Below are 25636 nucleotides of genomic sequence, written 5' to 3'. Positions count from 1 at the left end.
GGCAGCGCAGACACCCGACTTACCCACCTCGACCAGAACAGCGCGGAAGGCGTCTGCTTCCGCTGCGACAAGCCCTTCCACGCCACCCCGTGCCAAGAATGCGGAGGCTTCCGCATCGACGGATCCTTCGGCGTCTCCGGCACGCGATTCGAGAATCTCCCGGAGACCGTGAGGTGCTGGGACTGCAGGCACCGTAACCCGCTGCGCGATCCTGGCCCGGAATAGACGAACAGTCGACTGTCGGTCCCCCTCCGTAGTCTTGGCGCTCAGCCGCCTGGGCTACGGCCTGTGTTGGGCCTTGGATCACGGGAAGCGGGACCGCATAGTGTCATCGATCTACCTCTCCTCCGACAACCCCCGGTGGATACCGAAGACCGAGGTTGACCTCCAGGCCGCCGTCGACGGCGGCCTGTTCGAGGAAAGCCACCACCTGGACCTGAAGAAAGCCCCGAACAGCAAGGGCGACAACAAGGAACTGGCGCGCGACCTGTCCTCGTTCGCCGTCGACGGCGGCACCCTGATCATCGGTGTGCAGGAGAACAAGGAGAGCCGCACCTTCGAACTCGCCCCCCAGCCCCTGAACGGACTGCCGGAAAAGATCGAGCAGGTGGCCCGGACCATCCCCGACCCGCCCCTGACCATCCTCACCGAGGAGATCAGCTCGGCGGCCAACGACGGGACCGGCTACCTCGTCGTTCACATCCCGGCCAGCCCCGTCGCACCGCACATGGTCGACAACCGCTACTTCGGCCGCGGCGACAAGACGAAGTACCAGATGGGCGATGCCGAGGTCGTCACACTGCACGCACGCCGGCGCAACGCCGAAGCCGACACCCTCACCCTGCTGCGCAAGGAGATGGACGAAGACCCACTGCGCGACGTCGGAGCCCAGTCCCACCTCTTCCTGGTCGCCCAGCCCACAGCCGGACGACGGGACCTGTGCCTGCCCATCACTGGTGCCCAAGACTGGAACATGCAGCTGCACACCCTGATCCGTCGTGTCCAGGAGAACCAGAGCCTGCGGGCAGCGCTCGCGAACCAGGGCTTCAGCCCCGACTTGAGCGATGCCCACCAAGGGCACAGGCGCGCCAGGGGAGTGGCTCTCAGCTCCTCGAGTCTCCAGTCCGACCGCACGTACGTCGCAGACGGCAGCTGGGGCGACGAGAAAGTGATCGAAGTCCAGCTCTTCGAGGATGGCGGCCTGCGCCTCTTCATGACCCGCCTCTCCGACGGCCTCCAGCGCCATGCGTCGGAGAACGAAGAGGAGCAGGTCCTCTTCGACTCCGGCGCCGTCATCCTCACTCGGCACATGCTGGAGCTGATGCGCCTGGTCTCCGACGACGTGGGCTACCACGGGAACTGGGCCGTTGCGGTCGGGGCCAACCGGCTCCGCGGCCGCCGCAGGTACTCCGGACAGTCACACTGGCCCAGCAACCACAGGTACAGCGCCGACAACTACGAGGAGAGCACCGGCGCCACCCTGGCCGAACTGCATCACGCACCGGGCACGGTGACCCACAGGCTCATCGGCCCCCTGCTCCGCTCGCTCGACTCCGAAGAGCTGTTCGCTAAGGCTCTGACCGACGAAGAATGAGCCTCGCTCCACGAGACACCACGGGCCCCGGAGAATCGGTCATAACATCCCCAGGGCACCGGCATATGGAGTCGCGCTGTCCAACGACGGCGCGACTCCGGCGTCACGTGGCGGCCAGCTCCCGGACTTCGAGGGCGTCGGCAACCTTCCGGGCCATCGCGACACCGCGGGCGACCAGTCACCTACCGACCCGGGCCTGTTCCTCGCCACCCCGGGATCGTTCTTCGCCAGAGCCGAGATTGACCTCATGGCGCGGAAGGGCGCGAGCAGTTCTCCACCGTGACCCTGGGGCGGGTCACCACCCGCACCTGGGACCGGCTGGCCCCGCAGATCGACACCGCGCCGAAGAGCAGCACGCACCCGGGCCGCGTCCACGTCGTCCAGGGCTTCACCGCCCACCAGACGCAGGTGCTGCTCCTGACCAACGCCGAAGCCACCGCGTGGGTCGCCGCCACGGCGGCCCAAGAGGACTGACCTGACTCCGAGTCGGACACACCACGGGCCCCGGGGGATCAGCCATGACGTCCCCGGGGCCCGACCCCTGGAGTCGCACAGGCCGACGATGATCCGGCCTCGGTGTCACACGAACCGGTCGCGGTGCTGTCTGTGCCCTTGACCCCCGACACCACGGCGCGGGACGGTCGGTGCGCAACTACGCGCAACCGGCTCGCTCGGGAGGCGATCATGGCGTTACTTTTCTTCGGCACGGACCCGAACTCAGGCGGAGGGAACTGCCCCGCGGTGTGGGTGGACACCGACACCCCCGAGGGGCCGGAACTGGTCCTGCAGGGCAAGGCCGTCGACGAGGCCACCCGGGCCGCCTGCGGCCAGGACAGCCCGCCCGCGGACGACGAGACGGTCATCCGTATCCCGGCCCGGATGGTGCCGCAGATCAGAAAGGCGTGCGATGCCGCAGAAGCCGCCGGCACCCAGCTTTGAGGACCTGCTCGACTCCGCCCAGCAGCACGCCCTGCACCTGGAACTGCGGGACGTCTACGCCGTGGGGGAGGAACGGGAGGTCTACGACGCGTTCCTGAGAGACGGGAGCGTGCCCGCGGACAACTCTGCGTTCTGGAGTGGATGGCTGCCGCTGGTGGAGCGGACCATCGCCCGCGGGGTGAAGGTCCTGCGGGCCCGGGTCGTGTCCGAGCCCGTCACCGACTACATCCGATTCGAGCACGCCATCACCGACGCCAACCTCCGTGCAGGCGAGGAGATCCGCTGGCTCGGCCGCCGCCGCGCCTCCACGCTCGCACTGCCCGGCAACGACTTCTGGCTCATCGACGACCAGGTCGTGCGCTGGAACGTCTTCTCCGGTGACGGCCAGGCCCTCGAACCCGACCACACCGAAGACCCCAGCGCGATCAAGCTGTGCACCGAGGCGTTCCGGTCGGTGTGGGAACTGGCCGTCCCGCACGCCGATTACCGCATCTGACCGACGCACACCCAAGGGCCGCCACCTCATGACGACCGCCTCCCCGTCCTCGGCCGCGCAAGCCGCCCGCACGGCCCTCGCCCGGCGCCTGACGGGGCTGCGCAAGGACGCCGGTCTCAAGTCGTTCGAGGTGGCGGACCGGTGTGGCTGGCACAAGTCCAAGGCATCCCGCATCGAGAACTGCCGCACCCTGCCCTCGGACGCCGATATCCGTGCGTGGTGCCGCGCCTGCGACGCCGACGAACACACCGCGGACCTGATCGCCGAATCCCGCACAGCCAACGAGATGTACCAGGAGTGGAGACGCCTGCACCGAAGCGGCATCAAGGCGTTCCAGGAATCAGCCGTCCCGCTCTACCAGCGCACCAGCCTCTTCCGCGTCTACTGCTCCAACGTCGTCCCCGGCCTGCTCCAGACCCACCCCTACGCCACCGCGCTGCTCTCGACCATCAGCACCTTCCAGGGCACCCCCAACGACGCCGCAGACGCCGCCACCGCCCGCCTGGACCGCTCCCGGGTCATCTACGAGGGCAACCACCGCTTCGTGCTCCTGGCGGAAGAAGCCGTCCTGCGCTACCGGATCGGCGACCCCGAGGTGATGGCCGGCCAGCTCGGCAAGCTCCTGGAGCTGATGTCTCTGCCCTCAGTCGCCTTCGGGATCATCCCGCAAACCGCCCAGCGCGCCATCTGGCCCGCATGCTCGCCTCAGAGGCGCCGTCGCCTCACTGCGTATCGCCGGGTTCCGGCGGGATTGGGCGTCCTTCCGAGTCCGGCAGCTCCGGCGCGGTGATACCGAGGTCACGGCGCATCGCCGTCTGCATTTCGGTGATCAGGTCCCAGGTGCCCAGCACGTACTCGTAGAGGACCTCCCAGGTGTCCCCGTACTCCGTGTCGCCCGCCGCGAGACTCAGCATCCGCTTTCGGGCGTCGGCCAGAGTCGCACGCACTTGGGTGCAGGCGTGCAGTACCGGATCCGGAACCAGCATCTGTGCCTGCGCGTAGTCGTTCTGGAAGGCGATCCGCGCTTCCTCGGCATGCCCGCCTGCGATCTCGCCGGCACGCAGAGCCCGAAGGTCCTCCATGAGCCGTATACGCCAAAGCCGAGTGCTGGAGTTCACAGCGATGTAGGTGGTCCGCCTCCGTTCGATCTCCGTCCTGCGCTCCTCATCCTGGCGCGTGATCTCGGCGGCCCGCTGCTGCAGGGTGAACTCCTGCAGCCGGGTACGTGCACTGACCCATGCGGTCGTGATCGGGGCCAGAAGCGTGCCGGCCACACCCACGACTGCCACGAGCACGGCGACCATCTCTGCCCTCATGCTTCCTCCCAACGTTGGAAGACGGTCCAGCGGGTGCCGGTGACGTCTGCGTGCAAGGCGACGCGGTACGCGGGCTGGGAGGGAGTGGCGCGCTCGGTGCCGTTCCCGGCATCCGCGGAGGCCGGGGCGCCGAGCCGGGTCACCCCCAGGGGCGCCGCGAGGGCGATGGCCACGATTGCGTGCTCGGTCCGCCTCATGGTCTGCCCCGCAGTCATGGTGATCGGCCTGTGCACCGCCGACGCTACGGGACCCACATGACCTTGCCCATAGTCCCGCGCGACTCCGACGTCCAGGCTGAACTGGCCGTGGCCGAGTGGGACTGGAAGGAATGGGCCATTGCCCGCTCGCGGGTCGGCGAGGTGCTGGCCCCGGCGGACAAGACCGGGCATGGCCACGACCACGCCGACCGGACAGTGCCGGCCGCCGACGGGCAGGCCGAGCAGACGTCGTCAGTGCCGGGGGCGGCGAAGCCGAAGTCGCAGGTGCCGGTATGGCGTGAGCAACTTCGGAAAGATGCAGCGGCGATCCGGTAAGACGGGAGGCACCACACCGACTCTGCAGTCAACCCCCGAAGGACTTCCGGACGCGACCACTAATGTCCTGCGCCAGAAATGGCGAGCTTATTTTCTTGTCAGGATTCGGTGCTGGGTGGGGTGATCTTGGCGAGGTAGTCGGCGAGTGAGTTGAGGATCTCGTCGGCGGTCTTCGTCCAGGTGAAGGGCTTCGGGTCCTCGTTCCAGGTTGCGATCCACGCTTTGATGTCGTCTTCCAGCGCCTTTACGGAAGTGTGGACGCCGCGGCGGATGAGCTTGTCGGTCAACAGGCCGAACCAGCGCTCGACTTGGTTTATCCAGGACGAGCCGGTGGGGGTGAAGTGCACGTGGAAGCGAGGGTGCCTGGCCAGCCAGGTCTTGATCTCTGGAGTGTTATGGGTCGCGTAGTTGTCGCACACCAGGTGCACGTCGAGCTCGCTGCGGACGGCCTTGTCTATCGTGACCAGGAACTTCTTGAACTCGATCGCCCGGTGGCGGCGGTGGAGTTCACCGATGACGGTGCCGTCGGCGATGTTGAAGGCGGCGAACAGGCTGGTGATGCCGTGCCGCAGGTAGTCGTGGGTGCGACGCTCGGGCATGCCCGGCATCATCGGCAGCACCGGCTGGGAGCGGTCCAGAGCTTGTATCTGGCTCTTCTCGTCCACGCAGAGCACCACCGCCTTTTCGGGCGGGTTGTGGTACAGGCCGACGACATCGACGACCTTGTCGACGAACTGCGGATCGGTGGAGAGTTTGAAGGAGTCCTGCAGGTGCGGCTTGAGGTCGAACCTCTTCCAGATCCGCCCGATGGTGGATTTCGACAGTCCGGTGCGTTTGGCCATCGAGGCGCGCGACCAGTGTGTGTCCCTGCCCGGCGTCGACTCCAAGGTCGCCACGACGACGTCCTCGACCTGGTCGAGCAGGATCGACGGGGGCCGTCCCGGACGCCGCTCGTCCATCAGCCCGTCCAGGCGACCGGTGACGAACCTCGACCGCCAGCGGTTGACCGTCGCCTGCGCCACCCCGAGTTCGGTGGCGACCTGCTTGTTCGTCCTGCCCTCCGCACACCGCAGCACAATCTTCGCGCGCAGCGCCAGGAACTGCGCAGTCTTCGCCCGCTTCGCCCAGCGGGTCAACTGCGCGCGCTCGGTCTTGCTGAGTACCAGCTCCGACTTGCGCCGGCCCGGCCGCGGCTCGTCGACCAAGCCCGCCATCCGTAGGTCCACGAACCGGGAGCGCCACTTGCGTACCGTCGCCACGTTCACGCCCAAGTCAGCCGCCACCTGGGAACTTGACGCGCCATCCGCGCAAGACAGGACGATCCGCGCGCGCTCAGCCGGACGAGATCCCGCCCCACCACCCACCCAACGCGACAACTCAGCGCGCTCCTCCTCGGACAGTACGACCTCGACAGCACGCGGACCCCGATGCGACATGAAAACAGCCTACAGACTTACAGCCGCAATTTCCGGCGCGGGACACTAAGTGGTCAGCTCCGGAAGTCCTTCGGGGGTTGATCAGGCTGCCAGGGCGACGGAGGATTCTTCTTGTCGGTCGGCGGGTGTGTGTCGGTCGAGCCGGGCCAGCAGATCGTCCAGGTTGCCGGGTGACCACCGACGCCCGTGGGATCGGTGCGACGGGCCGGGTCAGCCGGCGACTGTCCTGACCACGCCACTGGGCACCGGCCGATCAGCATCCTGGCGCCGGTGGCGGGCAGGCCGCCAAGTGGTGACGAGGGCTGCGGCGAGGAGGAGTTCGGCGATGTCGCCGCCGTAGTACATGATCTCCGCGCCGCCTTGGACCTGGTCGATGGGTGCGTGAACGTTGATGAGGAAGCCGCCGTAGATCAGCTGGGAAATCGTGGCATGCGCCGCGACGGCGATCCCGAGGACGACGAGCCGGGTGGGGACGCCGGGCCGGGTCGGGGCGGGGTCGGGACCGGCGCCGGCGCCCGCCGCGATCAGCCGAACGAGACCCCTGTTCGACCAGCACCACTCAAGATCGGAACGACAACAGCCACTCACGGCAGACACTCCAGCACGGCCGAGTCCTCTGGTCAGCGTGGAGGCTACGGTCCCACACGTTCCGGTGACGACAGATGCGGCATCACGTCACATACCGCCCTCTCAGTGGAAGCTCTGGGGCCGTCGATTTTCTACGGGTTGCTTCCGAGCCTTCGGATCGTTGATGTGGTATGGGGCGTTTCGATGAGTTGATCGGTCCGTTGCGGGCGAAGCTGGAGGCGGTGACGCCGCATCTGGACGAGCGTCAGCGTCGGTTGTTGTACGGGGCGGAGGCCCGGATACTCGGTCACGGTGGGATCGCCGCCGTCGCGAAGGCGGCAGGAGTCTCCAAGGGCTGCGTCTCCCGTGGGCTGGCCGAGCTGGAGGAGGATCCCGCGCCACACGGCCGTACCCGCCGGGCCGGCGCGGGCCGTCCGGCCGCGGCCGAGAAGGATCCGGGGCTGCGGGCCGCACTACTGGCCCTGGTCGAGGACAGTACCCAGGGTGATCCCATACGGCCGCTGACGTGGACGACGAAGTCGCTGCGCCACCTGGCGGGTGAACTGGCCGCCCAGGCCCACGCGGTGGGCCGGGACACCATCGCCGCGCTGCTCAAGCAGGCCGGGTTCAGCCTGCGCGCGAACGCGCGGGTCCTGGCGGGGAGTTCGCACCCGGACCGTGATGCCCAGTTCCGGCACCTCAACGACACGGTGGGCCAGTTCCTGGCCGCCGGCGATCCCGTGATCAGTGTGGACACCAAGAAGAAGGAGCAGATCGGGCTGTTCGCGCAGGCCGGGAGGGAGTGGGTGCCGCCGGGTGCGCCGGTGAAGGTCCTCGACCACGACTTCCCCTCCCACGCTACCGGTACGGCGATCCCGTACGGCATCTACGACCTGGGGCGCAATACCGGCTTCGTCGTGGTGGGCACCGACCACGACACCGCCGCGTTCGCGGTCGCGGCCCTGCGCCGCTGGTGGAGGGAGGAAGGCCAAACGGCCTACCCCGACGCACACAGACTCCTGATCACCGCGGACGGCGGGGGCTCGAACAGCTCCCGCGCCCGCGCCTGGAAGGCCAACCTCGCCGCCCTGGCCACCGAGACGGGTCTGGAGATCAGCGTGTGCCACCTGCCCCCAGGCACATCGAAATGGAACAAGGTCGAACATCGCCTGTTCTCCTTCATCTCCATGAACTGGCGCGCCCGCCCGCTGACCAGCTACGAAGTCGCTCTCAACCTGATCGCCTCCACCACGACCACGACCGGCCTGCGTGTCAGCGCCCGCCTGGACGAGGGCGCCTATCCCACCGGTATCGAGATTGACGCCCAGCACCTTGCGGCGCTGCGTATCGACCCCGACGACTTCCACGGCGAGTGGAACTACACCATTCCGCCGCAGCCCGGCGTCCCGGCCGTGCCGCTGCAGCCGCAAGGGCGCCGAGCCCATCCCCGCCAGGCCCACACCTTCGACGCGGCGCTGGCCACCCACCCGGTGCTGACCGGTCTCACCCGGCAAGCCCTCGACCAACTCGTCAGCAGAGTTCGTGAGTTGATCGACCAACTCGCACCGGGCCAGCGACCCCGCCACCGCAAACTCGCGGTCGAAAACATCATCTGGGCCTCCGTCCTGGACCAGCGCGGGCTGCCCGCCTCGCTGATCGCCCACCTCTTCCGCGTCGGCGAGAACCAGATGCGCACCCTCCTCCAGCAGACCCGCCCCCTGCTACAGCGACACGGCCACCACAGCGACCCGCTCCCGGTCCGCCTTATCGACCCCAGCGAACTCGCCCGCTATGTCATACACGCAACGACAACAGACGATTGACCCGACACGCACCAGTAATTTCTCGACGGCCCCTCTTTCGGACAGTAGCGACCAGCGACCCGGGAATGATCGATGGGTGCTGAACGGTCGGTCCGCGGCAGTCGCTCACGCGTCCGCCGCGGACCGGGGGTGGGTCAGCCAAAGACCTGTACTTCGGCGAGCGACAGGGGCCGGTCCGAGCCGACCAGTTGGACGCGGATGTAGCGCGCGTCGCGGCCGACGGGCAGGGTCAGCCTCTGGCCGACGGCGTCGGTCTGGTACGAGCTCCACACGCCGGGCTGGTTCTTGGTGGCCTCCGGATCCGTGGAGGTGAAGGGAGTGTCGGAGGCGAACACGTAGAAGTCGCGGAGCCGGTCGGAGCAGCAGTCCGTCCGGTTCGACAGTTCGATCGTGCCGACGGACTGGGGCTTGCCCATGTCGACCTGCCACCACGGGTTGGCGTCCAGTGGTTTGTCGGAGGTGTGGGTGACCGAGCCGGAGCTGAAACTACCGCTGGTGTTTCCGTCGACGGCCTTACTGGCCTCGGTGCCGGCCTGAAGGGTGCTCGACTGGGTAGCGGGCTTGTCGAAGGCCAGGTTGATTCTCTGGTCGCCGTCTTGGTGGACGGAGAAGGTGGAGATCGCCGGAGGGAGTGCCCTGGACGCGGTGATCCGCAGCCGGAGCTTGGTGGTGGTGACCGGGTTCGGCAGCTTGAGGAGGCGGCGGTAGCCGATCGTGGTGCCGTTGCCGACTTCCTTCCAGGAGGTGCCGTCCCAGGCGTCCACGGCGAAGCCCGAGACGCGCTGTCCGACCTGGATGTTCTCCTGCAGGTTCACCACGTTGAACGTCTTGGCCCTGTGGAGGTTCAGCACGAGGTTCCCGGTGGTGGCCGTGGGCTGCCAGGCGGTGGCGTCGTCGGTGTCCAGCACGTTGCGAGGGTGGTTGCCCCTGGTGTGGGAGGTGCCCTTATCGTTCTGCGCCGACGCCTTTGCGGAGGTCTTGACCTGGACCGAGCGGATCCAGTCGCCGAACTCCTTCATCCGGGAGACCGCGTCGTCGGGGAACCGCCCGGTGTTGTCGGGTGCCACGTTCAGCAGTAGCTGGCAGTTCTTGCCCACCGAGTTGAGGTACATCTCCTTCAGCGTGTCCAGCGGGACGGGCCGGGCGTCCTTGTCCCAGAACCAGGATGGGGCCTGGAGCCGGCCGTCGCACTCGGCCGGTTGCCAGCGCAGCAGCTTCCAGCTACTGCTGCCGTTGGTCTGTCGTCCGAGTACCGCGTCGCTGCCCAGGTCGGCGGCCGTATTGTAGCCGGGCACGCTCAGGATCGTGTCGGCTGCGGTCGCCGGATCCGCGGGGTCGCCCTTGTAGTCGGTGTTGTACGGGAGCGGCGACCATTCGCTCGTCCGGTTGGTGAGACCGGCCTCGTTGCCGGACCAGCGGACGTCGGGACCGCCGTCCTGGAAGACGGCCGCGCCCGGCTGGAGGGTGCGGATCATGGTGACCCAGTCCGTGAAGTTGTACTTCTGGTTGGTGTTGGGCCAGGGATTGGCGCCGTCGAGCCATACCTCGCTGATCTCGCCGTACTTGGTGAGCAGCTCGTACAGGGTGTTCATGTAGTAGCGGTTGTAGTCGTCGGCGGTGAAGTTGAAGGTCGTGCCGTTGCCGTTACCCTTTCTCGGGATCTGGGTGGGCTGCGGGGTGCTGCCGTTGCCGTACCGGCCGCCGTCGTCCCTGGTCTCGTACTCGTGGCCGTCCGCGGGGGAGAGGTAGAAGCCGACCTTGAGACCGTACTTGCGGGCCGAGTCGGTGAACGCCTTGACGACGTCGCCCCGGCCGTTCTGCCAACTGCTGGAGGCCACCCCGTGATCGGAGTATTCCGAGGGGAACAGCAGCATGCCGTCGTGGTGCTTGGCGGTGAGGATGACCTTCTTGAAGCCCGCGTCCTTGAACGTCGCCGCCCACTGATCGGTGTCCAGGTCGGATGGGTTGAAAACGTCCGGGTCCTCAAGTCCCGACCCCCACTCCACACCGGTGAAGGTGTTCGGGCCGAAGTGGACGAACCCCGTCAGCTCCTCCCGCTGCCACGCCAACTGCCTCGCCGACGGCGTGACGGACGCCGCCTTCTCAAGGATCTGCGCCTGCGTGTCGGAGCTGCTGATCCCGACGACCGGACTCGGCGCCGCCGCCGTCACGGGCGGCGCCTTAGGGGGTGCGGCCGCGACGGCGTTGCCGCCGAGCGCCGCGAACATGCAGAGCGAAGCGATCACGGGCCGCCACACGCGCCGGCGTCTGGCTGGTTGGCCGATGGGTCTCTTGAACATGCGTCCTGCTCCTCCGGATCGGGGTGGAGTGCATTGCCTCGATGCGCGGACACGGTAGAACCGAAGAGACATCCGATCAATACTTCCGACGTAACTGCTCCACAGTCGCATGTCCCCCGAAAGCTTCGATGAAGCAATCAAATTAGTCGGACCATTTGCCCCTGCGGTGACCATCGTTGGACCAATCGGCGTCGGCGGCGGCAGTGACACGGGTGGCTACGACGCCGCGTGCGTTGTCTCTCCCGGACGGGCGTCACGGCCCCGCGAGCTGTGCCGCGGCCAGCGCCGGGACCACCGTCCCCGCGGCCACCACCGCCGAGGCCGTGGCCGCCCCCGAGCACATGGTCGTGCCCCTGCCCGCGGTGGTGATGCTCCCGACGGCGCAGATGCCGCAGCAGCATGCTCAGCCCCACCCCAGCCACCACCAGCGCCGCGATCAGATGGAGCCATCCCGTCACCGCCGCGATATCCGGAAAGCTCTTCGCCGCCAGCCACCGGCCGACCGCCAGGGCGGCGAGCTCGCGGTTGGCGGCACGGGCCGCGGCGAACGTTCGGCGCAGCTTGGTCTGGGCACGGCCGCGGGCAACGGCCAGCTGCTGCTCGCCGCGGCCGATGTCGGTGAGCGCTTCCACCGCGGCCCGGGTGGCCCGGGTGCAGGCGCGGCCGGCTGCGGTATGCGCGGCGTCGGCCTGGTCGGCGCGCCGGAGGGCTCCCAGCAGCTGCCGGCGGGTGGTGATGCCCATGGGCGTCGAGCAGGTGAACCCAGCAGCCGAAGGTGGACTCCGCCACCATCTTCCCGGCCGGGACGGTTCGCAGTGTCTTGCTCGCCGGTCTCCTGGTGCCGGGATCATTGGGCATGTTGATGTTGTGCCACGTGCTGCGGAACCCGTTGATCATGCAGTCGTCGAACAGTTCTTCCTGCGCGTACCAGGTGGCCCCGTACGCGGCGGCCAGCTGCTCGGCCATCGCGTTGCGCAGGATGATCTCCGCCAGGGCGATGACCTCGGCGAAGGCGGCAGAGACGCGGACGTTCCACAGATACAGCTCCATCGCAGCGGCCGACGACGTCGTGGGGCGAGGTAGGGCGCCAGGCGGTGGCGGGAGATCAGCGGCTCCAGAAGCCTGAGCTCTCGGGGACGCCGATGAGCTGGTCGGCTGCGAGTCGGGTGCGGACAGCTTCACCACGCACTTCGACAAGGGCATGGCGTCGCTAGGCAGCTCGGACGACGGCCGCGAGCGCACCATCACCACGCCGATCTCACCCACCTACGCCGCGCAGATCCTCCAGCTTCGGGAAGATGGTGCGACGGAGGAGGAGCTGCATCCGATCGTCGCGGGGGTCATCACCGAGTCGTATTTCACGGAATGGGGCACCAGCGCCGCTGGCCTGCGTGCGGTTTTTAGCACGTCCAGTCAATAGATTTCCGGTTCTGGCACGGTCGAATTTCGGGCCTGCCATAAACCATATTCGGCGGGCCGCCGACAGCGCTCTGGCGGCGGCCCGCTCCCGAATCCGCACCACGAATACGAGGTCGAAGATGATCACGCCCTGGCCGCCCCGGCGCACCGCGCGCCGACAGCTCGCCCGTCGGTTCGCTGGTTGGCGTGCGCGGAGGCGGCGTGAGGTTCCACGTCCGGGAGCGGAGCAGCCGACTCGTCCCGCGGACGAACGGGAGATCCAGCACCGGTCGCCCGGGCGGCGCCTGCGCTCCCTGGTGAGCGCGCAGAGCGTCGCCGGTCAGGTGTTTCTCCTGCAGCTGGCGGTCGTGGTGCTGCTTGTGGCCGCGGCGGTGGTGACGCTGGTGGTCCAGGCCCGGCACCAGGGGACGGAGAAAGCCCGCGACGAGGTGCTTGCCGTCGCCGAGGCGTTCGCGAACTCCCCGGGGATCGTGCAGGCGCTGGACAGCCGCGATCCGAGCGCGGTACTGCAACCGCTCACCGAGAGGGCCCGAAAGCGGTCCGGCGTCGACGCCATCGTGGTCATCAGCACGGACGGGATCCGGTACACGCACCCTGACCCGCATCAGATCGGGAAACACGTAGTCAAGGGCGACCCCTACCGGAAGGCGGTGAGGGGCACGGCCCTCACGGACTCCGAGGTGACTCCGCTGGGCGTTTCGGTTTTCGCGGAGGTCCCCGTCTTCCGGCCTGACGGCTCGGTCGCCGGCATCGTGTCCCCCGAGATCAAGGTCAAGAAGGTGAACGAAGCGGTGGCCGGGCAGCTTCCGGTGCTCTTCGGCGCCGCGGGCGGCGCGCTCGCCCTGGTCGCGGGCGGGTCGGCGCTGATTGGCCGCCGGCTGCTGCGCCAGACCCGCGGACTGGGCCCCGCCGAGATGACTCGCATGTACGAGCATCATGACGCGGTGCTGCATGCGGTGCGCGAGGGCGTGCTCATCGTCGGCGGTGACGGGCGGCTGCTGCTGGCCAACGACGAGGCGCGGCGGCTGCTGGAGCTGCCGGCGGACGTGGAGCAGCGCCAGATCACCGACCTCGGCCTGACCCCGGGCGCCGCCGAGCTGCTTTCCTCGGGGCGGACGGCCACCGACGAGGTCCATCTGGCTGGCGACCGGCTGCTGGCCGTCAACGTCCGGCCCGTCGAGCGCTACGGCGGCCCGGCGGGCAGCGTGGCCACGCTGCGCGACACCACCGAACTGCGCACACTCGCAGGCCGGGCCGAGGTGGCCCGCGAGCGCCTGCAGTTGCTCTACGACGCGGGCGTGCGGATCGGCACCACGCTGGATGTGGTGCGCACCGCCGAGGAACTGGCGGAGATGGTCGTCCCGCGGTTCACCGATTTCGTCACTGTGGAGCTGCTGGATCCGGTGCTGCGTGGCGAGGAGCCGGCCGAGGCAAGCACCGAAATGCGCCGCACCGCCGTCACCGGCGTCCGTGACGATCCGCCTCTCTACCCCGTGGGGGAGCTGATCCGCTTCGCCTCCACCAACCCCATCGCCGCCGGGGCGGCCAACGGCCACGCTGTGCTGGAGTCGGACCTCGCCGACTCCGACGGCTGGCGGGCCCAGGACCCGGAGCGGGCGCGGCGGGTGCTGGAGTACGGAATCCATTCCCTGATCTCGGTGCCGCTGCAGGCCCGCGGGGTGGTGCTAGGGATGGCCAACTTCTGGCGGGCGGACGCCTCCCCTCCCTTCGGGGAGGAGGACCTTTCCCTCTCCGAGGAGCTGGCCAGACGTGCTGCGTTGTGCATCGACAACGCCCGCCGCTACACCCGCGAGCACACCCTGGCGGCCACTCTGCAGCGCAGCCTGCTGCCCCGCACCCTGCCCGAGCAGACCGCCGTCGAGGTCGCCCACCGCTACCTGCCCGCCCAGGCCGGGGCGGGCGGCGACTGGTTCGACGTCATCCCCCTGCCCGGCACCCGGGTGGCCCTGGTGGTCGGCGACGTCGTTGGCCACGGCCTGCACGCCGCCGCCACCATGGGTCGGCTGCGCACCGCCGTGTACAACTTCTCCGCCCTGGACCTGGCCCCGGACGAACTCCTGAGCCACCTGGACGAGCTGGTCGCCCACATCGACCACGACGAGGCCGATGGCCAGGGAGTCACGGGGGCCACCTGCCTGTACGCCATCTACGATCCCGTCTCCGGCCGATGCACTGTGGCCCGGTCCGGCCACCCCGGCCCCGCCCTGGTCCACCCCGACGGCACCGTCACCTTCCCGGACGTACCCGTCAGTCCCCCGCTGGGCCTGGGCGGCAGCCTGCCCTTCGAGACAGCCGAACTCACTGTGCCCGAGGGCAGTCAGCTGGTCCTCTACACCGACGGGCTGATCGAGGACCGGGACCGCGACCACGACACCGGAATCGAGCAGCTGCGCACGGCCCTGGCCGATGCTGTGGACCGCACCCCGGAGGCCACCTGCCAGACCGTCTTCGCCACCATGCTCCCCGAGCGCCCCCGCGACGACATCGCCTTGCTGGTGGCCCGGACCCACCTGCTGGACCCGGCCCGGGTCGCGGACTGGGAGGTGCCCTCCGACCCGGCAGCCGTCTCCCGCGTCCGTACCGACGTCACCCGCCAGCTGGAGACCTGGGGCCTGGACCAGGTCGCCTTCACCACCGAACTGATCGTCAGCGAACTGGTCACCAACGCCATCCGATACGGCACCCAGCCCATCCGGCTGCGCCTGCTACACGACCGCAACCACCTGATCTGCGAGGTCACCGACGGCTCCAGCACCTCCCCCCACCTGCGGCGGGCGGCCACCACGGACGAGGGCGGCCGCGGGCTGTTCCTCGTCGCTCGGCTCGCCCAGCGCTGGGGCACCCGGTACGGCGCCCGCGGCAAGGTCATCTGGACCGAACAATCCCTCCACGACGCCGCAGCCGAACCCGGTGCAGGCCTCGGCGACAACCTGTTGGATCTATGGACTGGCACAGAGCTGTGACGGCGGTGTATTCGGTTACAGCGCAACTACTGGTGCGGGTCCCGGCTTCGCGGCAGCGGTAGCCCAGCCTTTCTGACCACGCAGCCGGCTCTCTGTCGCCAGTTGCCGGGGGTCAGCTCGGGGGTACCGCTGTCCTGACGCCGCCTGCCCTTTCAGCCCGAGCCCGGCGTGCGAATTCGCACGCCATCGTTCGAATCCCCTTCGGGTACCGAAGGGGCATCATCTCTGCCAGAGGCACTGTCACCTTGGCTGACCGGGTGGGATGATCTTCGTATTGATCACGCTGGGGAGGGGATCGCTGGTGTCGTCTGTGCTGCCGTCGTACAGGGGTCACCGGTACCCGGTCGAGGTGATCTCGCACTGCGTGTGGCTGTACTTCCGCCTCCCTCTGTCCTACCGCGAGGTCGAAGAGCTGATGCTCCGGCGCGGCGTCATCGTCTCCTACGAGACGGTGCGGCGGTGGTGTCTGAAGTTCGGACAGGCCTACGCCGCCGGACTGCGCCGCCGACAGCCACGGCCCGGCGACAAGTGGCATCTGGACGAGGTCTTCATCAAGATCAACGGTGTGCAGAAGTACCTGTGGCGGGCCGTCGACCAGGACGGCAACGTCCTCGACATCCTCGTCCAGAACCGCCGCGACAAGGCCGCGGCCAGGCGGTTCTTCCGCCGTCTGATGAAGAAGACCCGGGCGGTGCCAAGGGTGATCGTTACCGACAAGCTGCGTTCCTACGGCGCGGCCCACCGCGAAATCATGCCCTCGGTGGAGCACCGCTCCCACAAGGGACTGAACAACCGGGCCGAGAACTCCCACCAGCCGACGAGGCAATGCGAACGCGCGATGAAGGGCTTCCGCTCCGTCGGTGGAGCGCAGCGGTTCCTGTCCGCGTTCAGCGGCATCTCACCCCACTTCCGCACCCGGCGACATCTCCGCACCGCCGCCGAACACCGCTTCGAAATGACCATCCGCTTCACCCTCTGGGACCACGTCACCGAGAACATCGGCCTGACTACCGCGGCTTAAACGGGCACCGAAACCACACCTCAGCACGCCCCGAAGCTCCATCGACCGGTCACCGCGCCATCAACGTGACAACGCCGGACCGGCTCGTCGAGGGCAGCCATTCCAATGACCAGGGCGATCTCGTCAAGCTGGGCCGGGGTCGGCACCATCGGCACGTCGACCAGAGACAGCTCGTAGGGCGACCAGTTGCCATCCAGGAACCGGGGCAGACTGTTGCGGTGCATCACCACGATCTCCTCACCGAGTCTTGGGGTGGCAGAAGCCCATGCCCCGACCGGGTGAACGGTGAAGTCGGCCCCCTGTTCCGCGGCGATCAACGATGGCTGTCACTGCTGGAAGTCCTCGTGCAGGAAGCTGTTCGTCGCAAGGTCCACGACGAGGATCGTGTCGTTCGCCGAGCGCGAGAGCACATCGATCAACTCGCTGGCTTGGGCCGCCGAAGCACTGATCTGCCACGACCCGTCGACCTCACGAACGGTGAAACTCAGCGGGAACGGCAATCGATTCATCCCGACGCTGTTGACGTTGAAGGCCCCGTTGCGCTCGACCTCGATCATTGCCGCATTGCTCTATGAACTTGCACGCCATTTTGACCTGCGCAGATCATCATCCGTCGTCGGCCGAGACCGGCCGCGGCGAGGCCGGTACTGGTGAAGGGTCAGCGTTCCGACCATGCGCTATTCGGTGTCTCTCCGGGCGGCCAGGTAGTCCGCCCAGCTGTCCTGTGGACGCCTTTTCCTCATCGCTCACTGTCAATGGCCTTGAAGTTCGGTTCTGATCCACTCTCTGCGGAGCTGTGACTGACCGTCACATCATTCAGTCGGCGTGGAGGATTTGCAGGCGGAGGAGATCGAAGCCGGCGCGGCTGTAGCCGTCTCGTTTGATGCGTTTCACGCGATTTACGTTGCCCTCGACGCGGCCGGAGTTCCACTCCAGGGTGAGTCCGGCGGTAACGGCCTGGAAGTCGTGGCGGAGCCCGCGGGCCAGGCTGGTCAGGGAGGGGAAGTTTGCGGCTTCGGCCCGTTCGAGCCAGTCGGCGAGGTCTTGGCCCCGGCGTTCGGTCATCATGTCGGCGAAGGTGCTCAAGCAGGTGGCGACTTGCTCAAGTTCCGGGCACCGGTCCCCGGCCACCGCCATGTCCGCCAGCCGCCGCCGATACCCGCCGTGGACACGGCCCGGCGCCGTGCCGCACCCCGGACAGACGGCCTGCCGCGTCCCGGTACGCGCGGACAAGGTCATCGTGCCGTCGTCAACCACAACCTACTCCACAGTCACCGTTGAGAGATGGGAGAAGGCGGCCAAGAGCGCACTACAGTCACACGACCACCCATTCTGCCAGGCAGCTGTGACGGTCAGTCACAGCTCCACAGAGAGTGGATCAGAACCGAACTTCAAGGCCATTGACAAGCACCGCGATTGAGTGGGCCGCACTGGCACAGGACAGCTGGGCGGACTACCTGGCGGCCCTGAAATCCATCGAATAGCACACGATCTCATCGATCACAGATTGACTTCAGTCGTATCAAGTCTGTCTGCGCCATGTTGCCCGCCGAGCATGGTTGTCCCATGCCGGAGGTTCTATATGGGGTACTGGGAGTGCTTGGCGGAGCGTTCATCACTGCGCTGGGGGCGTATTGGGGACCGCTACAGATCCAGCGAGCGACGCTGAGAGCGCAGCGGCAGGAGGCCCGAGAGCAGGGTGCCCGCGCGGAGCGTGCCCAGGGGGAGGTACAAAAGGAGGAGAGAGTTGAGAGGGTGATCCTGGTTCGTTCCACCTTGCGTGACTGGAACGATTTTTTGTACAGGGCAGTTCAAGACCTTGAACTTGGCCGGCAGCTGAATGCGGAGGACTTCGATGTCGCGCTCGCACGTGTCCGGGATGCTGCCCACGCGGCTGTAGACGCCATGTTGCGTGACGGGCTATGGATCGGGCAATCCGCCTATGGGTATCCCTTACATGATCCTCTTTCGCAAGATGGTCAAAGGTCACCTCTGGTGTACCTGGAAGCTGCCTCCAGGCGGATCCGCCAAGAGGCGGTGAACGGGTCTTCCGCCGGACCCGACGTGGTGGACGAGCTCCGCTCAGCCCTGGAGTACATCCAGGAGGCGCGCGGGCGGTTGGCTGTCCGCATGCTCAATCAGATCGAAGTCATCACGACGAGCCCTCTGCCATCACCAGGCCCAGACCAGCTATCCGGCTGAACTATGTTGGCGGTTTTCTCACGTTGTCTCGAACACCCTGGACTCCCCCGGGAGGACATCGCCACCAACGCCCTCCCGGACCCTGAGCAGTGCACGCCGTGGGAGGAGCTGCGCGAGGCCCACCTCACTTGCCTCGCCGCCCAGCGCCCGGCCGTCGCCTGATGCCCCCACACTTGCAGCGAGGCTCGTAACTACTGCGACGGCAACTGTCCGTTCTGGTGGTGGCGGCGTGCGCACTACATCACCTGCAGCGACGGGAAGAGCTGGACCGAGTACGAGTGCTGCGGCTGTGGCTGCTGACACACGTTCGATGACTGCACTGGTCGATAGGTGCGGTAGGGGGTGTCGTGCCTTAACGAAGAGGGCACGACACCCCTGTCGCCAGCTTATCCGATCAAGACCTATCGAAATGTTGGACATGGAAGCCACAGTCGCGGTACGGGAATTAAGCAAGCGGTACGGTGCCAAGGAGGTGATCGGCAAGCTGGATCTGGAACTCGGACCGGGCGTCACCGGCCTCCTGGGCCCCAACGGGGCGGGCAAGACCACATTGCTCCGCTGCCTGGCCACCGCCCTCACTCCGAACTCGGGCCGGATCGACATCCTCGGACTGGACCCGGCGGACTCTTCCCAGCGCACGAAGCTGCGCAGACTCATCGGCTATCTGCCGCAGAATCCCGGCCTGTACCCGCACTTCACCGCAGCGTCCATGGTCGACTACATCGCGATCCTCAAAGAGATCACCGATCGACGCGCACGCCGGAGCGAGGTCCGGCGGGTGCTCGCCGAGGTGGACTTGGCGGACTCCGCCCGTATCAAGGTCCGCAAGCTCTCCGGGGGCATGCGCCAGCGGCTGGGTATCGCGCAGGCGCTCATCGGCGATCCCGACTTCCTCATCATGGACGAGCCGACGGTCGGTCTCGATCCCGAGCAGCGGATGCGGTTCCGCACGCTGACCTCACGACTGGGCGAGAACCGGACAGTGCTGCTGTCGACGCACCAGACCGAGGACATCGCCGCGCTGTGCGACCGGGTCATCGTGTTCAGCGGGGGAACCGTGATGTTCGACGGGACACCGCGGGAACTCGCCGATGGGGCGAAGGGCCGTGTCTGGTCTTCCGACAGCCGGCCGGCGGAGGCACAGATCTTCTGGCGGACGGCGGACGGCAGCTATCGCGTGGTCGGCGAGCGGCCCTCGGACGGTACGGCGGTGGCCCCCACCGCGGAGGACGGATACCTCCAGCTGCTGGGCGCTGGCGCAAGGGCGGGATCATGAAGAGGCCGCTGCCCGCGCTCATCCTGAAGGAATCGACGCTCGCACTGCGCAGCCCCCTGCTGTGGGCCCTGGCGCTGGTGACCGTGGCCGGGCGGATCGTCACCACCTGGAAAGAGATGCCCGACTGGTCGGGGGAGACGGTCAACACCGCCACGTCCGCACTCGTGATCGGCGCCGGCGCGATGCTGGCCGGCAATCTGGCGATCCTGCGTGACGCACGCTCCGATGCCGTGGAACTGACCGAGGCGCTACCCGTGCGGCCGCAGACCCGCACCCTGGCCGTGCTCGTTGCCTACCCGCTCGCCGGCGTACTCGTCGCCGCGCCGGCCATGGGTATCCAGCTGGGCAGCCTGCTGATCGGCAGCCGCCCCACAGGGCACGCCGACGTGCGGGAACTTGTCACCGGGTTGCTGCTGGTCGCCCTGATGGGGGCCCTGGGGGTGGCCGCCGGCTGCTGGATTCCGGGCCTGATCGCGGCCCCAATCGGCATCGTGCTGTTCTTCTGGACGCTCGTCCAGTTTCCCTCGACCTGGCTGCTGCCGGTGGTTCCCGAACTCAAGCTGGCCATCGATCCCGTCCGGCCGCCCGGCTGGCACCTGCTCTATGTCGCCGCGCTGGTCCTGCTCGCCGGGTCCGTCGCACTGCTGCGGCACGGCCGGCGTCCTGTTCCCGTGATCACGGCGGTGAGTGGTGCGGCCGCCGTGGTCGTGGCCGGAGCACTGACCCTGAACTCCCCGGCGGCGAAGGCTGCCGCGCAGGTGGGAGACCTCCGACAGTCGACGCGGTCCGCCACGGCGGGCGCTGAACACTGCCGCGAACTGAACACCACCAGATACTGCGCGTTTCCGGCCTATGCGGCCTGGATCCCGCTGTGGCAGGGCGCCGTCGATCCTGTGGTGGCGGCGGTGCCGGAAGCGTCACGCGAGCGGCTGCCCGGCATCGTCCAGCGAGCCGCCACCGGAGTCCTCGATCCGGCGGTCACCGACGGCAACATCCTGACCACCACATCGTGGGGGCGCAATGGAGCCGAGCGTGCCTCCCGGCGCACCCTCGCCGCGCAGATGGCCGCCGCGGCGGGGGGCCTCCCGTGGGGAACCCAGCGCGGCGGTGGCCCGCAGGGCTGCGACGCCCGTGGCCAGGCCCGGACCGTCGTCGCTCTCTGGCTGATCGGCCAGGTCGAGCAGCCGGTCGCCGCCACCACCAAGCGGACGTCCATCCGTACGGACGATGGCGGGCAGTCGGCGCTGGAGGTGCCGCGCTCCGACCTCGGGTCCGTGGACTACGGCGAGGCCGAACTCGGCTACGCGAAGCAGTTGCTGGCGCAACCCGCAGCCCGCGAGCGGATCTGGGAGCACTGGGCCGTACTGACCGCGCCTACCACCACCGTCGATCAAGCGCTGCCGCTCCTGGGCCTCGGTCGCTCGAACGCGTCCGCGGAGCCGAAGGGAACGCCGTGCGAGTGATCCGCCTTTCCGGACCCCTGCTCGGACCGCTGATCCGGGCGATCGACTGGATTCCCGTAGCCACGGCCGCGGCGGTCACCATCGTCCTGGCGCTGGCCACGACCCCGGGCTCCGCGGTGGAGCCGGACAATGCCGCGATCACGCTCAGGATGTCCGGAGTCCTCCTCGGGGCCGCCTCGAGCTTCGCGCTCGTCGACCCCGCCGAGGTCACCACGACGGTGGTCCCGGTACCCCGCTGGCTGCGGCAGTGGCTTCGGCTGCTGCTCGTGGCAGCCGCGACCGCCGTTGTCTGGGCGGGCACGTTCCTCATCCTGTCGACTCGGCTGGCCGAGGGTGCGGAGATGGCAGCACCCGGACTGATGACCGAGGCAGCCGTCTGCGTCCTGACCGGACTGGCATGCACCGCCTTCGTCGTACGGCGGCGACCCGAGCGGCTCGCGGCGGTGGCCGGCGCGGCAGTGCTCCTGGGCATCGCGGTGAGCACAGTGCCCTGGTTCGAGGAGGTCTGGCCGTACCCCGGGAGCGCGCGCTGGGATCAGATCCACCACGTCTGGCTCGCCGTACTGCCTGTTCCGGTGGCGGCGCTCGTCCTCGCGCACAGGGAGGTGTCCCGGTGATCGCCACCGCAGTGCTCGCAGGCTGCCGGATCTTCGTCGGTGTGGTCTTCCTCGTCTCCTTCGTCGGCAAGGTCCGGGTGCGGGAGCGGTATACGGACTTCATCAAGGCGGCGGGAGAGCTGGCACCCGGGCTGCCGCCGTAGGCCACGGCCACGGTGGTGGTGGTGGCCGAAGCTGCCACCGTCGTCTTCGTGGCGCTGCCGGCGACGGCCCTGGCCGGCTTCGCCGTGGCGATCGGCCTCCTGATCGCCTTCACCACGGGCATCCTCGTGGCGGTGCGGCGCAGGCGGCGTGTTCTCTGCCAGTGCTTCGGCACTTCGTCGGCACCTGTGGGTGTGGGGCTCGAAAAGTCATCGGCGCAGGTCAAGCGGCGTACCGGTACTCGTTGATAGCACCGCCGAGGATGCGGGTGCGCAGGAGTCTGCGGCCGTCGAGGCCGTGGACGGTGGCTGGCTGCCCGGAGGCGTGAGGGGGCCGTTGATCTCGGGCCCGGTGAGGTCGATGCGTGTTGTAGTGCCGTTCGAAGTCGGCAAGGACTTGCCGGGCGTGGGCCTCATTCATGAGCAAGAGGTGGTCGAGCGCCTCGCGGCGGACGGTGCCGATCACCCGCTCGCAGTGCGCGTTCATCCGGGGCGCCCGTGGCGCGCTGAGCAGCACCTCCATGTCCTCGGCTTCGAAGACGGTGTCGAAGGACTGGTCGTACTTGGCGTCACGGTCGCGCAGCACGAAGCGCAGGGACTCCATGTGCGTGACGAGTTGGTCGGCGAGATTGCGGGCCTGCTGCGTCGCCCAGGCCCGGGTGGGGCGGGCGGTGACGTCGGTGATGTGCAGTTGGCGGGTGCCGTGTTCCAGGAACGTCATGGCGTACAGGCGCTTTCCGAGCATGGTGTCCACGTGGAAGAAGTCGGCCGCGATGATCCCTTGGGCTTGGGTGGTCAGGAACTCGCGCCAGCTGGGGCCGGACCGGCGTGGAGCCGGGTCGATGCCCGCGGCGTTCAGGATCCTCCAGACCGTGGACGGTGCGATCGGATGGCCCAGCCGGGCCAGTTCGCCCTGGACCCTTCGGTGCCCCCACCGGGGATTCTCGCCGGCCAGGCGCAGCACCGAGGCTGTCGCACGGCTCCTGCCCCGTGAAGGTCAAGAGCGATTCGTTGTTCGGTTCCGAGGATCAGGGAGGCGTCGGATTCTTGGCCGGTGGAGCGGAACTTCTTGTCGTGCGACCGTGAACGTGATCTTGAGATGCCGCGGGATGTCCGGCAGTGGCTGCCGCCCGAGCACCTGTGCTGGAAGGTGCTCGACGTCGTCGAGGTTCTTGACCTATCGGCGTTCGAGAACAGCTACCGTGACGACGGGCGGGGCGGGGTGGCCTACCCTCCCGCGAGCCTGATTGCGTTGCTCCTGTTACTGCTACAGCAAGGGAGTGCGCTCCTCCCGTCGCATCGAGCAGGCTTGCTGGGACGACGTGGGCTGCCGAATCATCACAGCGAACCGCCGAGTGGACCACTCCACCGTCGCGCGGTTCGTACGACGCCACCGTGCCGCCTTGAACTCGCTGTTCGTCCAGGTGTTGTCGCTGTGTGGCCGACGTGGCCTGGTCGATCTTTCGGCGGTGGCCTTGTTGGACAGCTTCTGAAGTTCCCCCTCTGAAGTGGACAGCCTGATACTGGGACGGATCGGTCCCGGAGGAAGCAGTCCAGGTTGAGTGGCAAGAGCAACATGAGCAAGCGGTACACGTCGGAGTTCAAGCGGGACGCGGTGGCACTGGTCCGGTCGTCAGGGCGGAATGTCACCGAGGTTGCCCGGGAACTCGGTGTGAGTCCGGAGGGGCTTCGCGGCTGGGTGAAGCAGGCGAAGGCCGACCGCGGCGAGGGGGCGCCCGGCGCGCTGACCACGGCGGAGAAGGAAGAGCTCCAGCGGCTGCGCAGGGAGAACCGGGAACAGCAGCAGACGATCGAGATCTTGAAAAAAGCAGCGGCCTTCTTCGCGAAGGAGACGATGAAGTAGGCACGCTGTGCCGATTCATCGACGCGGAGAAGGCCGCCGAGGCCAACCCCGACGGCTACAGCGTGGCTTTGCTGTGCCGCGTCACGGGGATCAACCGCTCCACCTACTACTCCTGGCTGGCGGCCCGGCCGGCAGCGGCCGAACGGCAGTGTGCCGAGAACGAGTTGACCGAGGAGATCCGCGAGATCCACGCCTCCTCACGGGGTGCCTACGGAGCCCCGCGCGTACACGCCGCGCTGCGGCGCAAGGGCCATGCGATCAACCGGAAGAAGGTCGAGCGGATCATGCGCGAGCGCGACATCCGCGGCGTCACCCGCCGCAGACGCCGCCACCTGACGCAGCAGGACACCAAGGCCGCACCGGCTCCGGACCTGGTCGGCCGCGACTTCACCGCTACCCGGTCCGGCACGAAGCTCGTCGGCGACATCACCTATCTGCCGACGATCGAGGGCTGGTGGTATCTCGCGACCGTCATGGACCTGGCGACGCGCGAGGTGATCGGGTACGCGATGGCCGAACACCACCGTGCCGAGCTGGTCACCGACGCGCTGCGGATGGCCGCCAGCCGCGGCGACCTTCAGGGCGGCTGCATCATGCACACCGATCGCGGAAGCGAGTACACAAGTGGCGAATTCCGCCACGAGCTGCGGGAGTTGAACCTGAGGCAGAGCATGGGACGAACCGGCATATGCTACGATAACGCCGCAGCCGAGAGCTTCTTCGGACTGCTGAAAGCGGAGATCGGCACCGCCGTCTGGGAGAGCCGTGAGGCGGCCCGCGCCGACGTCTTCCGCTTCATCGAGGTCGAGTACAACCGCACCAGGCTCCGCAAGCACCCCGAGTTCGGGTACCTCACCCCGCTCGAAACCCGAGCCAGGCTGCAGCACGACTTCACCCCCGCAGCGTAAACAACCGCTGTCCACTTCAGAGGGGGAACTTCAGGTCAGTGGCTTGTTGCGGGCAGCCTTGTAGCCGGTGATCACAGCCGGGTCGGCGTCCGGGCCGCTGTCGTCGAGGCCGACGAAGCCCAGGTCTGCGATCGCTCCGAGGCCGGCCGCGCGCAGATGGGCGGTCAGTTTGTCGTGGCGGCACGCGGTGATCTCCGAGGTGCGTCCGGGCCTCACCGCGCTCACCCAGGCCAGGCGTCCCTTGTCGTCGGTGAGCGCGATCACGAGCAGGCCGTGGCACTTGTGCTTGCCGGAGAGTAGTTCTTGCGGTTCTCGGTCCCGGTGCGGCGGCGGGTGCGGATCAGGGAGCCGTCCAGCAGCACCACCCCGCCACCCGATCGGGCGATCTTCTTGAGCGCGCGGTCCAGGCGCGGGGCGCGGGCGGCCAGCAGCCCGACGACTTCCCGCACCCACCGGGTCACAGTGGTGCGGTGCACCCCGTTCCCGCCGGCCAGGTCGCCGGGCCGCTGGTCACAGCGCAGCACGGCCAGCACGAGGCCGGCGATCTTCCCTGCGGGCAGGGCCCGCCACCGCGATCCGACCTTCTTGCAGTGGCCGCGGATCAGGTCGGCGAGCCAGTTCAAGGTGGCGCTCGACAGCGGCAGGCGGGCGGTGTAGACAAGACCGTCGGGGCCCTCGGCAAGACTGTTGTTTTTCTTCACACAAACTCAACTGCCGCCGGGGGCCTTCCAGTTACGG

At 68.0% G+C, this 25636-nt stretch carries 27 protein-coding genes and 3 pseudogenes; 19 read left to right on the top strand and 11 right to left on the bottom strand.

Translation table 11 applies throughout. From position 1 onward, the window contains the following. Window positions 1-325: 325 nt before the first annotated feature. The 5 genes from OG306_RS00670 to OG306_RS00650 all read left to right on the top strand — a co-directional run bounded on the left by OG306_RS00670 (window position 326) and on the right by OG306_RS00650 (window position 3819). The gene (locus tag OG306_RS00670) at window positions 326-1594 is read left to right on the top strand and encodes an AlbA family DNA-binding domain-containing protein (protein WP_266908023.1); all 1269 of its coding nucleotides are present in this window, start codon (window positions 326-328) and stop codon (window positions 1592-1594) included. Between the two features lie 279 nt (window positions 1595-1873). Further along, complete coding sequence (locus OG306_RS00665) at window positions 1874-2068, top strand: hypothetical protein (protein WP_266908021.1); 195 nt, start codon at window positions 1874-1876, stop codon at window positions 2066-2068. Window positions 2069-2278: 210 nt separating this feature from the next. Further along, the gene (locus OG306_RS00660) at window positions 2279-2533 is read left to right on the top strand and encodes a hypothetical protein (RefSeq protein WP_266908019.1); all 255 of its coding nucleotides are present in this window, start codon (window positions 2279-2281) and stop codon (window positions 2531-2533) included. Further along, a complete protein-coding gene (locus tag OG306_RS00655) occupies window positions 2502-3029 on the top strand; it encodes a DUF6879 family protein (protein WP_266908017.1) in 528 nt (175 codons plus the stop codon). Before OG306_RS00660 ends, OG306_RS00655 begins: the two co-directional genes overlap by 32 nt. Window positions 3030-3057: 28 nt before the next feature. Continuing rightward, a complete protein-coding gene (locus OG306_RS00650; protein WP_266908015.1) occupies window positions 3058-3819 on the top strand; it encodes a Scr1 family TA system antitoxin-like transcriptional regulator in 762 nt (253 codons plus the stop codon). Here the strand turns inward: OG306_RS00650 and OG306_RS00645 are convergent. Together OG306_RS00645 and OG306_RS00640 are read right to left on the bottom strand one after the other, a co-directional pair. After that, window positions 3752-4345, bottom strand: coding sequence for a hypothetical protein (locus OG306_RS00645; protein ID WP_371665035.1), 594 nt, complete (start codon window positions 4343-4345; stop codon window positions 3752-3754). The genes OG306_RS00650 and OG306_RS00645 overlap by 68 nt on opposite strands. Then, on the bottom strand, window positions 4342-4542 hold the full coding sequence (locus OG306_RS00640) for a hypothetical protein (protein ID WP_371665034.1): 201 nt from the start codon (window positions 4540-4542) through the stop codon (window positions 4342-4344). The genes OG306_RS00645 and OG306_RS00640 overlap by 4 nt, the downstream gene beginning before the upstream one ends. A gap of 57 nt (window positions 4543-4599) precedes the next feature. On the opposite strand from OG306_RS00640, the gene OG306_RS00635 reads away from it, so the two are divergent. Then, window positions 4600-4878: a hypothetical protein gene (locus tag OG306_RS00635; RefSeq protein WP_266908009.1), complete on the top strand. Its 279-nt coding sequence runs from the start codon at window positions 4600-4602 to the stop codon at window positions 4876-4878. Window positions 4879-4976: 98 nt separating this feature from the next. Here the strand turns inward: OG306_RS00635 and OG306_RS00630 are convergent, their stop codons facing one another. Next, complete coding sequence (locus tag OG306_RS00630) at window positions 4977-6314, bottom strand: IS630 family transposase (RefSeq protein ID WP_266908007.1); 1338 nt, start codon at window positions 6312-6314, stop codon at window positions 4977-4979. Window positions 6315-6524: 210 nt separating this feature from the next. Then, window positions 6525-6833: pseudogene (locus tag OG306_RS00625) on the bottom strand (cytochrome c oxidase assembly protein); the annotation flags it as partial. Between the two features lie 239 nt (window positions 6834-7072). On the opposite strand from OG306_RS00625, the gene OG306_RS00620 reads away from it, so the two are divergent. Then, complete coding sequence (locus OG306_RS00620; RefSeq protein ID WP_371665033.1) at window positions 7073-8704, top strand: ISAzo13 family transposase; 1632 nt, start codon at window positions 7073-7075, stop codon at window positions 8702-8704. Window positions 8705-8838: 134 nt separating this feature from the next. Here the strand turns inward: OG306_RS00620 and OG306_RS00615 are convergent, their stop codons facing one another. Both OG306_RS00615 and OG306_RS00610 read right to left on the bottom strand, forming a co-directional pair. Further along, a complete protein-coding gene (locus tag OG306_RS00615; protein WP_371665032.1) occupies window positions 8839-11004 on the bottom strand; it encodes an alpha-L-fucosidase in 2166 nt (721 codons plus the stop codon). 137 nt (window positions 11005-11141) lie between these two features. After that, window positions 11142-11747, bottom strand: coding sequence for a hypothetical protein (locus OG306_RS00610; protein ID WP_266751718.1), 606 nt, complete (start codon window positions 11745-11747; stop codon window positions 11142-11144). A 458-nt stretch (window positions 11748-12205) separates the two neighbouring features. On the opposite strand from OG306_RS00610, the gene OG306_RS00605 reads away from it, so the two are divergent. The 3 genes from OG306_RS00605 to OG306_RS00595 all read left to right on the top strand — a co-directional run bounded on the left by OG306_RS00605 (window position 12206) and on the right by OG306_RS00595 (window position 16428). Next, the gene (locus OG306_RS00605; RefSeq protein ID WP_371665031.1) at window positions 12206-12424 is read left to right on the top strand and encodes a hypothetical protein; all 219 of its coding nucleotides are present in this window, start codon (window positions 12206-12208) and stop codon (window positions 12422-12424) included. Window positions 12425-12716: 292 nt separating this feature from the next. Next, complete coding sequence (locus OG306_RS00600) at window positions 12717-15407, top strand: SpoIIE family protein phosphatase/ATP-binding protein (protein ID WP_266908128.1); 2691 nt, start codon at window positions 12717-12719, stop codon at window positions 15405-15407. Window positions 15408-15669: 262 nt separating this feature from the next. Continuing rightward, window positions 15670-16428 (top strand): IS6 family transposase, encoded by a 759-nt coding sequence (locus OG306_RS00595; RefSeq protein ID WP_327259600.1) that lies wholly within the window; start codon window positions 15670-15672, stop codon window positions 16426-16428. A gap of 20 nt (window positions 16429-16448) precedes the next feature. Here OG306_RS00595 and OG306_RS00590 read toward each other — a convergent pair whose 3' ends face one another. The 3 genes from OG306_RS00590 to OG306_RS00580 form a co-directional block, all read right to left on the bottom strand. Further along, a complete protein-coding gene (locus OG306_RS00590) occupies window positions 16449-16745 on the bottom strand; it encodes a hypothetical protein (protein ID WP_371665030.1) in 297 nt (98 codons plus the stop codon). Window positions 16746-16754: 9 nt separating this feature from the next. Further along, the gene (locus tag OG306_RS00585; RefSeq protein ID WP_266751724.1) at window positions 16755-16985 is read right to left on the bottom strand and encodes a hypothetical protein; all 231 of its coding nucleotides are present in this window, start codon (window positions 16983-16985) and stop codon (window positions 16755-16757) included. 259 nt (window positions 16986-17244) lie between these two features. Beyond that, window positions 17245-17685, bottom strand: coding sequence for a transposase (locus tag OG306_RS00580; protein ID WP_371665029.1), 441 nt, complete (start codon window positions 17683-17685; stop codon window positions 17245-17247). Between the two features lie 498 nt (window positions 17686-18183). Between OG306_RS00580 and OG306_RS00575 the strand changes: the two genes are divergently transcribed. The 6 genes from OG306_RS00575 (at window position 18184) to OG306_RS00550 (ending at window position 22375) form a co-directional block, all read left to right on the top strand. Then, window positions 18184-18630 carry a hypothetical protein gene (locus OG306_RS00575; protein ID WP_266751725.1) on the top strand — a complete coding sequence of 149 codons (447 nt, stop codon included), beginning with the start codon at window positions 18184-18186 and terminating at the stop codon, window positions 18628-18630. Between the two features lie 418 nt (window positions 18631-19048). Continuing rightward, window positions 19049-19906, top strand: a complete 858-nt coding sequence (locus OG306_RS00570) for an ATP-binding cassette domain-containing protein (RefSeq protein ID WP_371665028.1) — start codon at window positions 19049-19051, stop codon at window positions 19904-19906. Continuing rightward, on the top strand, window positions 19903-21369 hold the full coding sequence (locus OG306_RS00565; protein ID WP_266751729.1) for a hypothetical protein: 1467 nt from the start codon (window positions 19903-19905) through the stop codon (window positions 21367-21369). The genes OG306_RS00570 and OG306_RS00565 overlap by 4 nt, the downstream gene beginning before the upstream one ends. Beyond that, window positions 21366-21986 (top strand): hypothetical protein, encoded by a 621-nt coding sequence (locus OG306_RS00560; RefSeq protein WP_266751730.1) that lies wholly within the window; start codon window positions 21366-21368, stop codon window positions 21984-21986. The genes OG306_RS00565 and OG306_RS00560 overlap by 4 nt, the downstream gene beginning before the upstream one ends. Next, window positions 21983-22129, top strand: coding sequence for a hypothetical protein (locus OG306_RS00555; RefSeq protein WP_266751732.1), 147 nt, complete (start codon window positions 21983-21985; stop codon window positions 22127-22129). The genes OG306_RS00560 and OG306_RS00555 overlap by 4 nt, the downstream gene beginning before the upstream one ends. Window positions 22130-22144: 15 nt before the next feature. Then, entirely contained in the window at window positions 22145-22375 is a 231-nt protein-coding gene (locus OG306_RS00550) for a MauE/DoxX family redox-associated membrane protein (protein WP_323184077.1), read from the top strand. Here the strand turns inward: OG306_RS00550 and OG306_RS00545 are convergent. Next, window positions 22350-23096 (bottom strand): annotated as a pseudogene (locus OG306_RS00545) (integrase core domain-containing protein); the annotation flags it as partial. The gene OG306_RS00550 and the pseudogene OG306_RS00545 sit on opposite strands and share 26 nt — an antisense overlap. Before the next feature lie 277 nt (window positions 23097-23373). On the opposite strand from OG306_RS00545, the gene OG306_RS00540 reads away from it, so the two are divergent. The 3 genes from OG306_RS00540 to OG306_RS00530 all read left to right on the top strand — a co-directional run bounded on the left by OG306_RS00540 (window position 23374) and on the right by OG306_RS00530 (window position 24898). Continuing rightward, window positions 23374-23619 carry a transposase gene (locus tag OG306_RS00540; protein WP_371665027.1) on the top strand — a complete coding sequence of 82 codons (246 nt, stop codon included), beginning with the start codon at window positions 23374-23376 and terminating at the stop codon, window positions 23617-23619. Window positions 23620-23684: 65 nt separating this feature from the next. Next, window positions 23685-23990, top strand: a complete 306-nt coding sequence (locus OG306_RS00535; RefSeq protein WP_266751048.1) for a transposase — start codon at window positions 23685-23687, stop codon at window positions 23988-23990. Window positions 23991-23995: 5 nt separating this feature from the next. Beyond that, complete coding sequence (locus OG306_RS00530) at window positions 23996-24898, top strand: IS3 family transposase (RefSeq protein WP_323184070.1); 903 nt, start codon at window positions 23996-23998, stop codon at window positions 24896-24898. 30 nt (window positions 24899-24928) lie between these two features. Here the strand turns inward: OG306_RS00530 and OG306_RS00525 are convergent. Further along, window positions 24929-25599 (bottom strand): annotated as a pseudogene (locus OG306_RS00525) (transposase family protein). Window positions 25600-25636 lie beyond the last annotated feature (37 nt).

Source organism: Streptomyces sp. NBC_01241 (assembly GCF_041435435.1).
Classification (GTDB): Bacteria; Actinomycetota; Actinomycetes; order Streptomycetales; family Streptomycetaceae; genus Streptomyces.
Note: the sequence above shows the minus strand (reverse complement) of the source record. Positions and strands in the feature narration are given on the sequence as shown.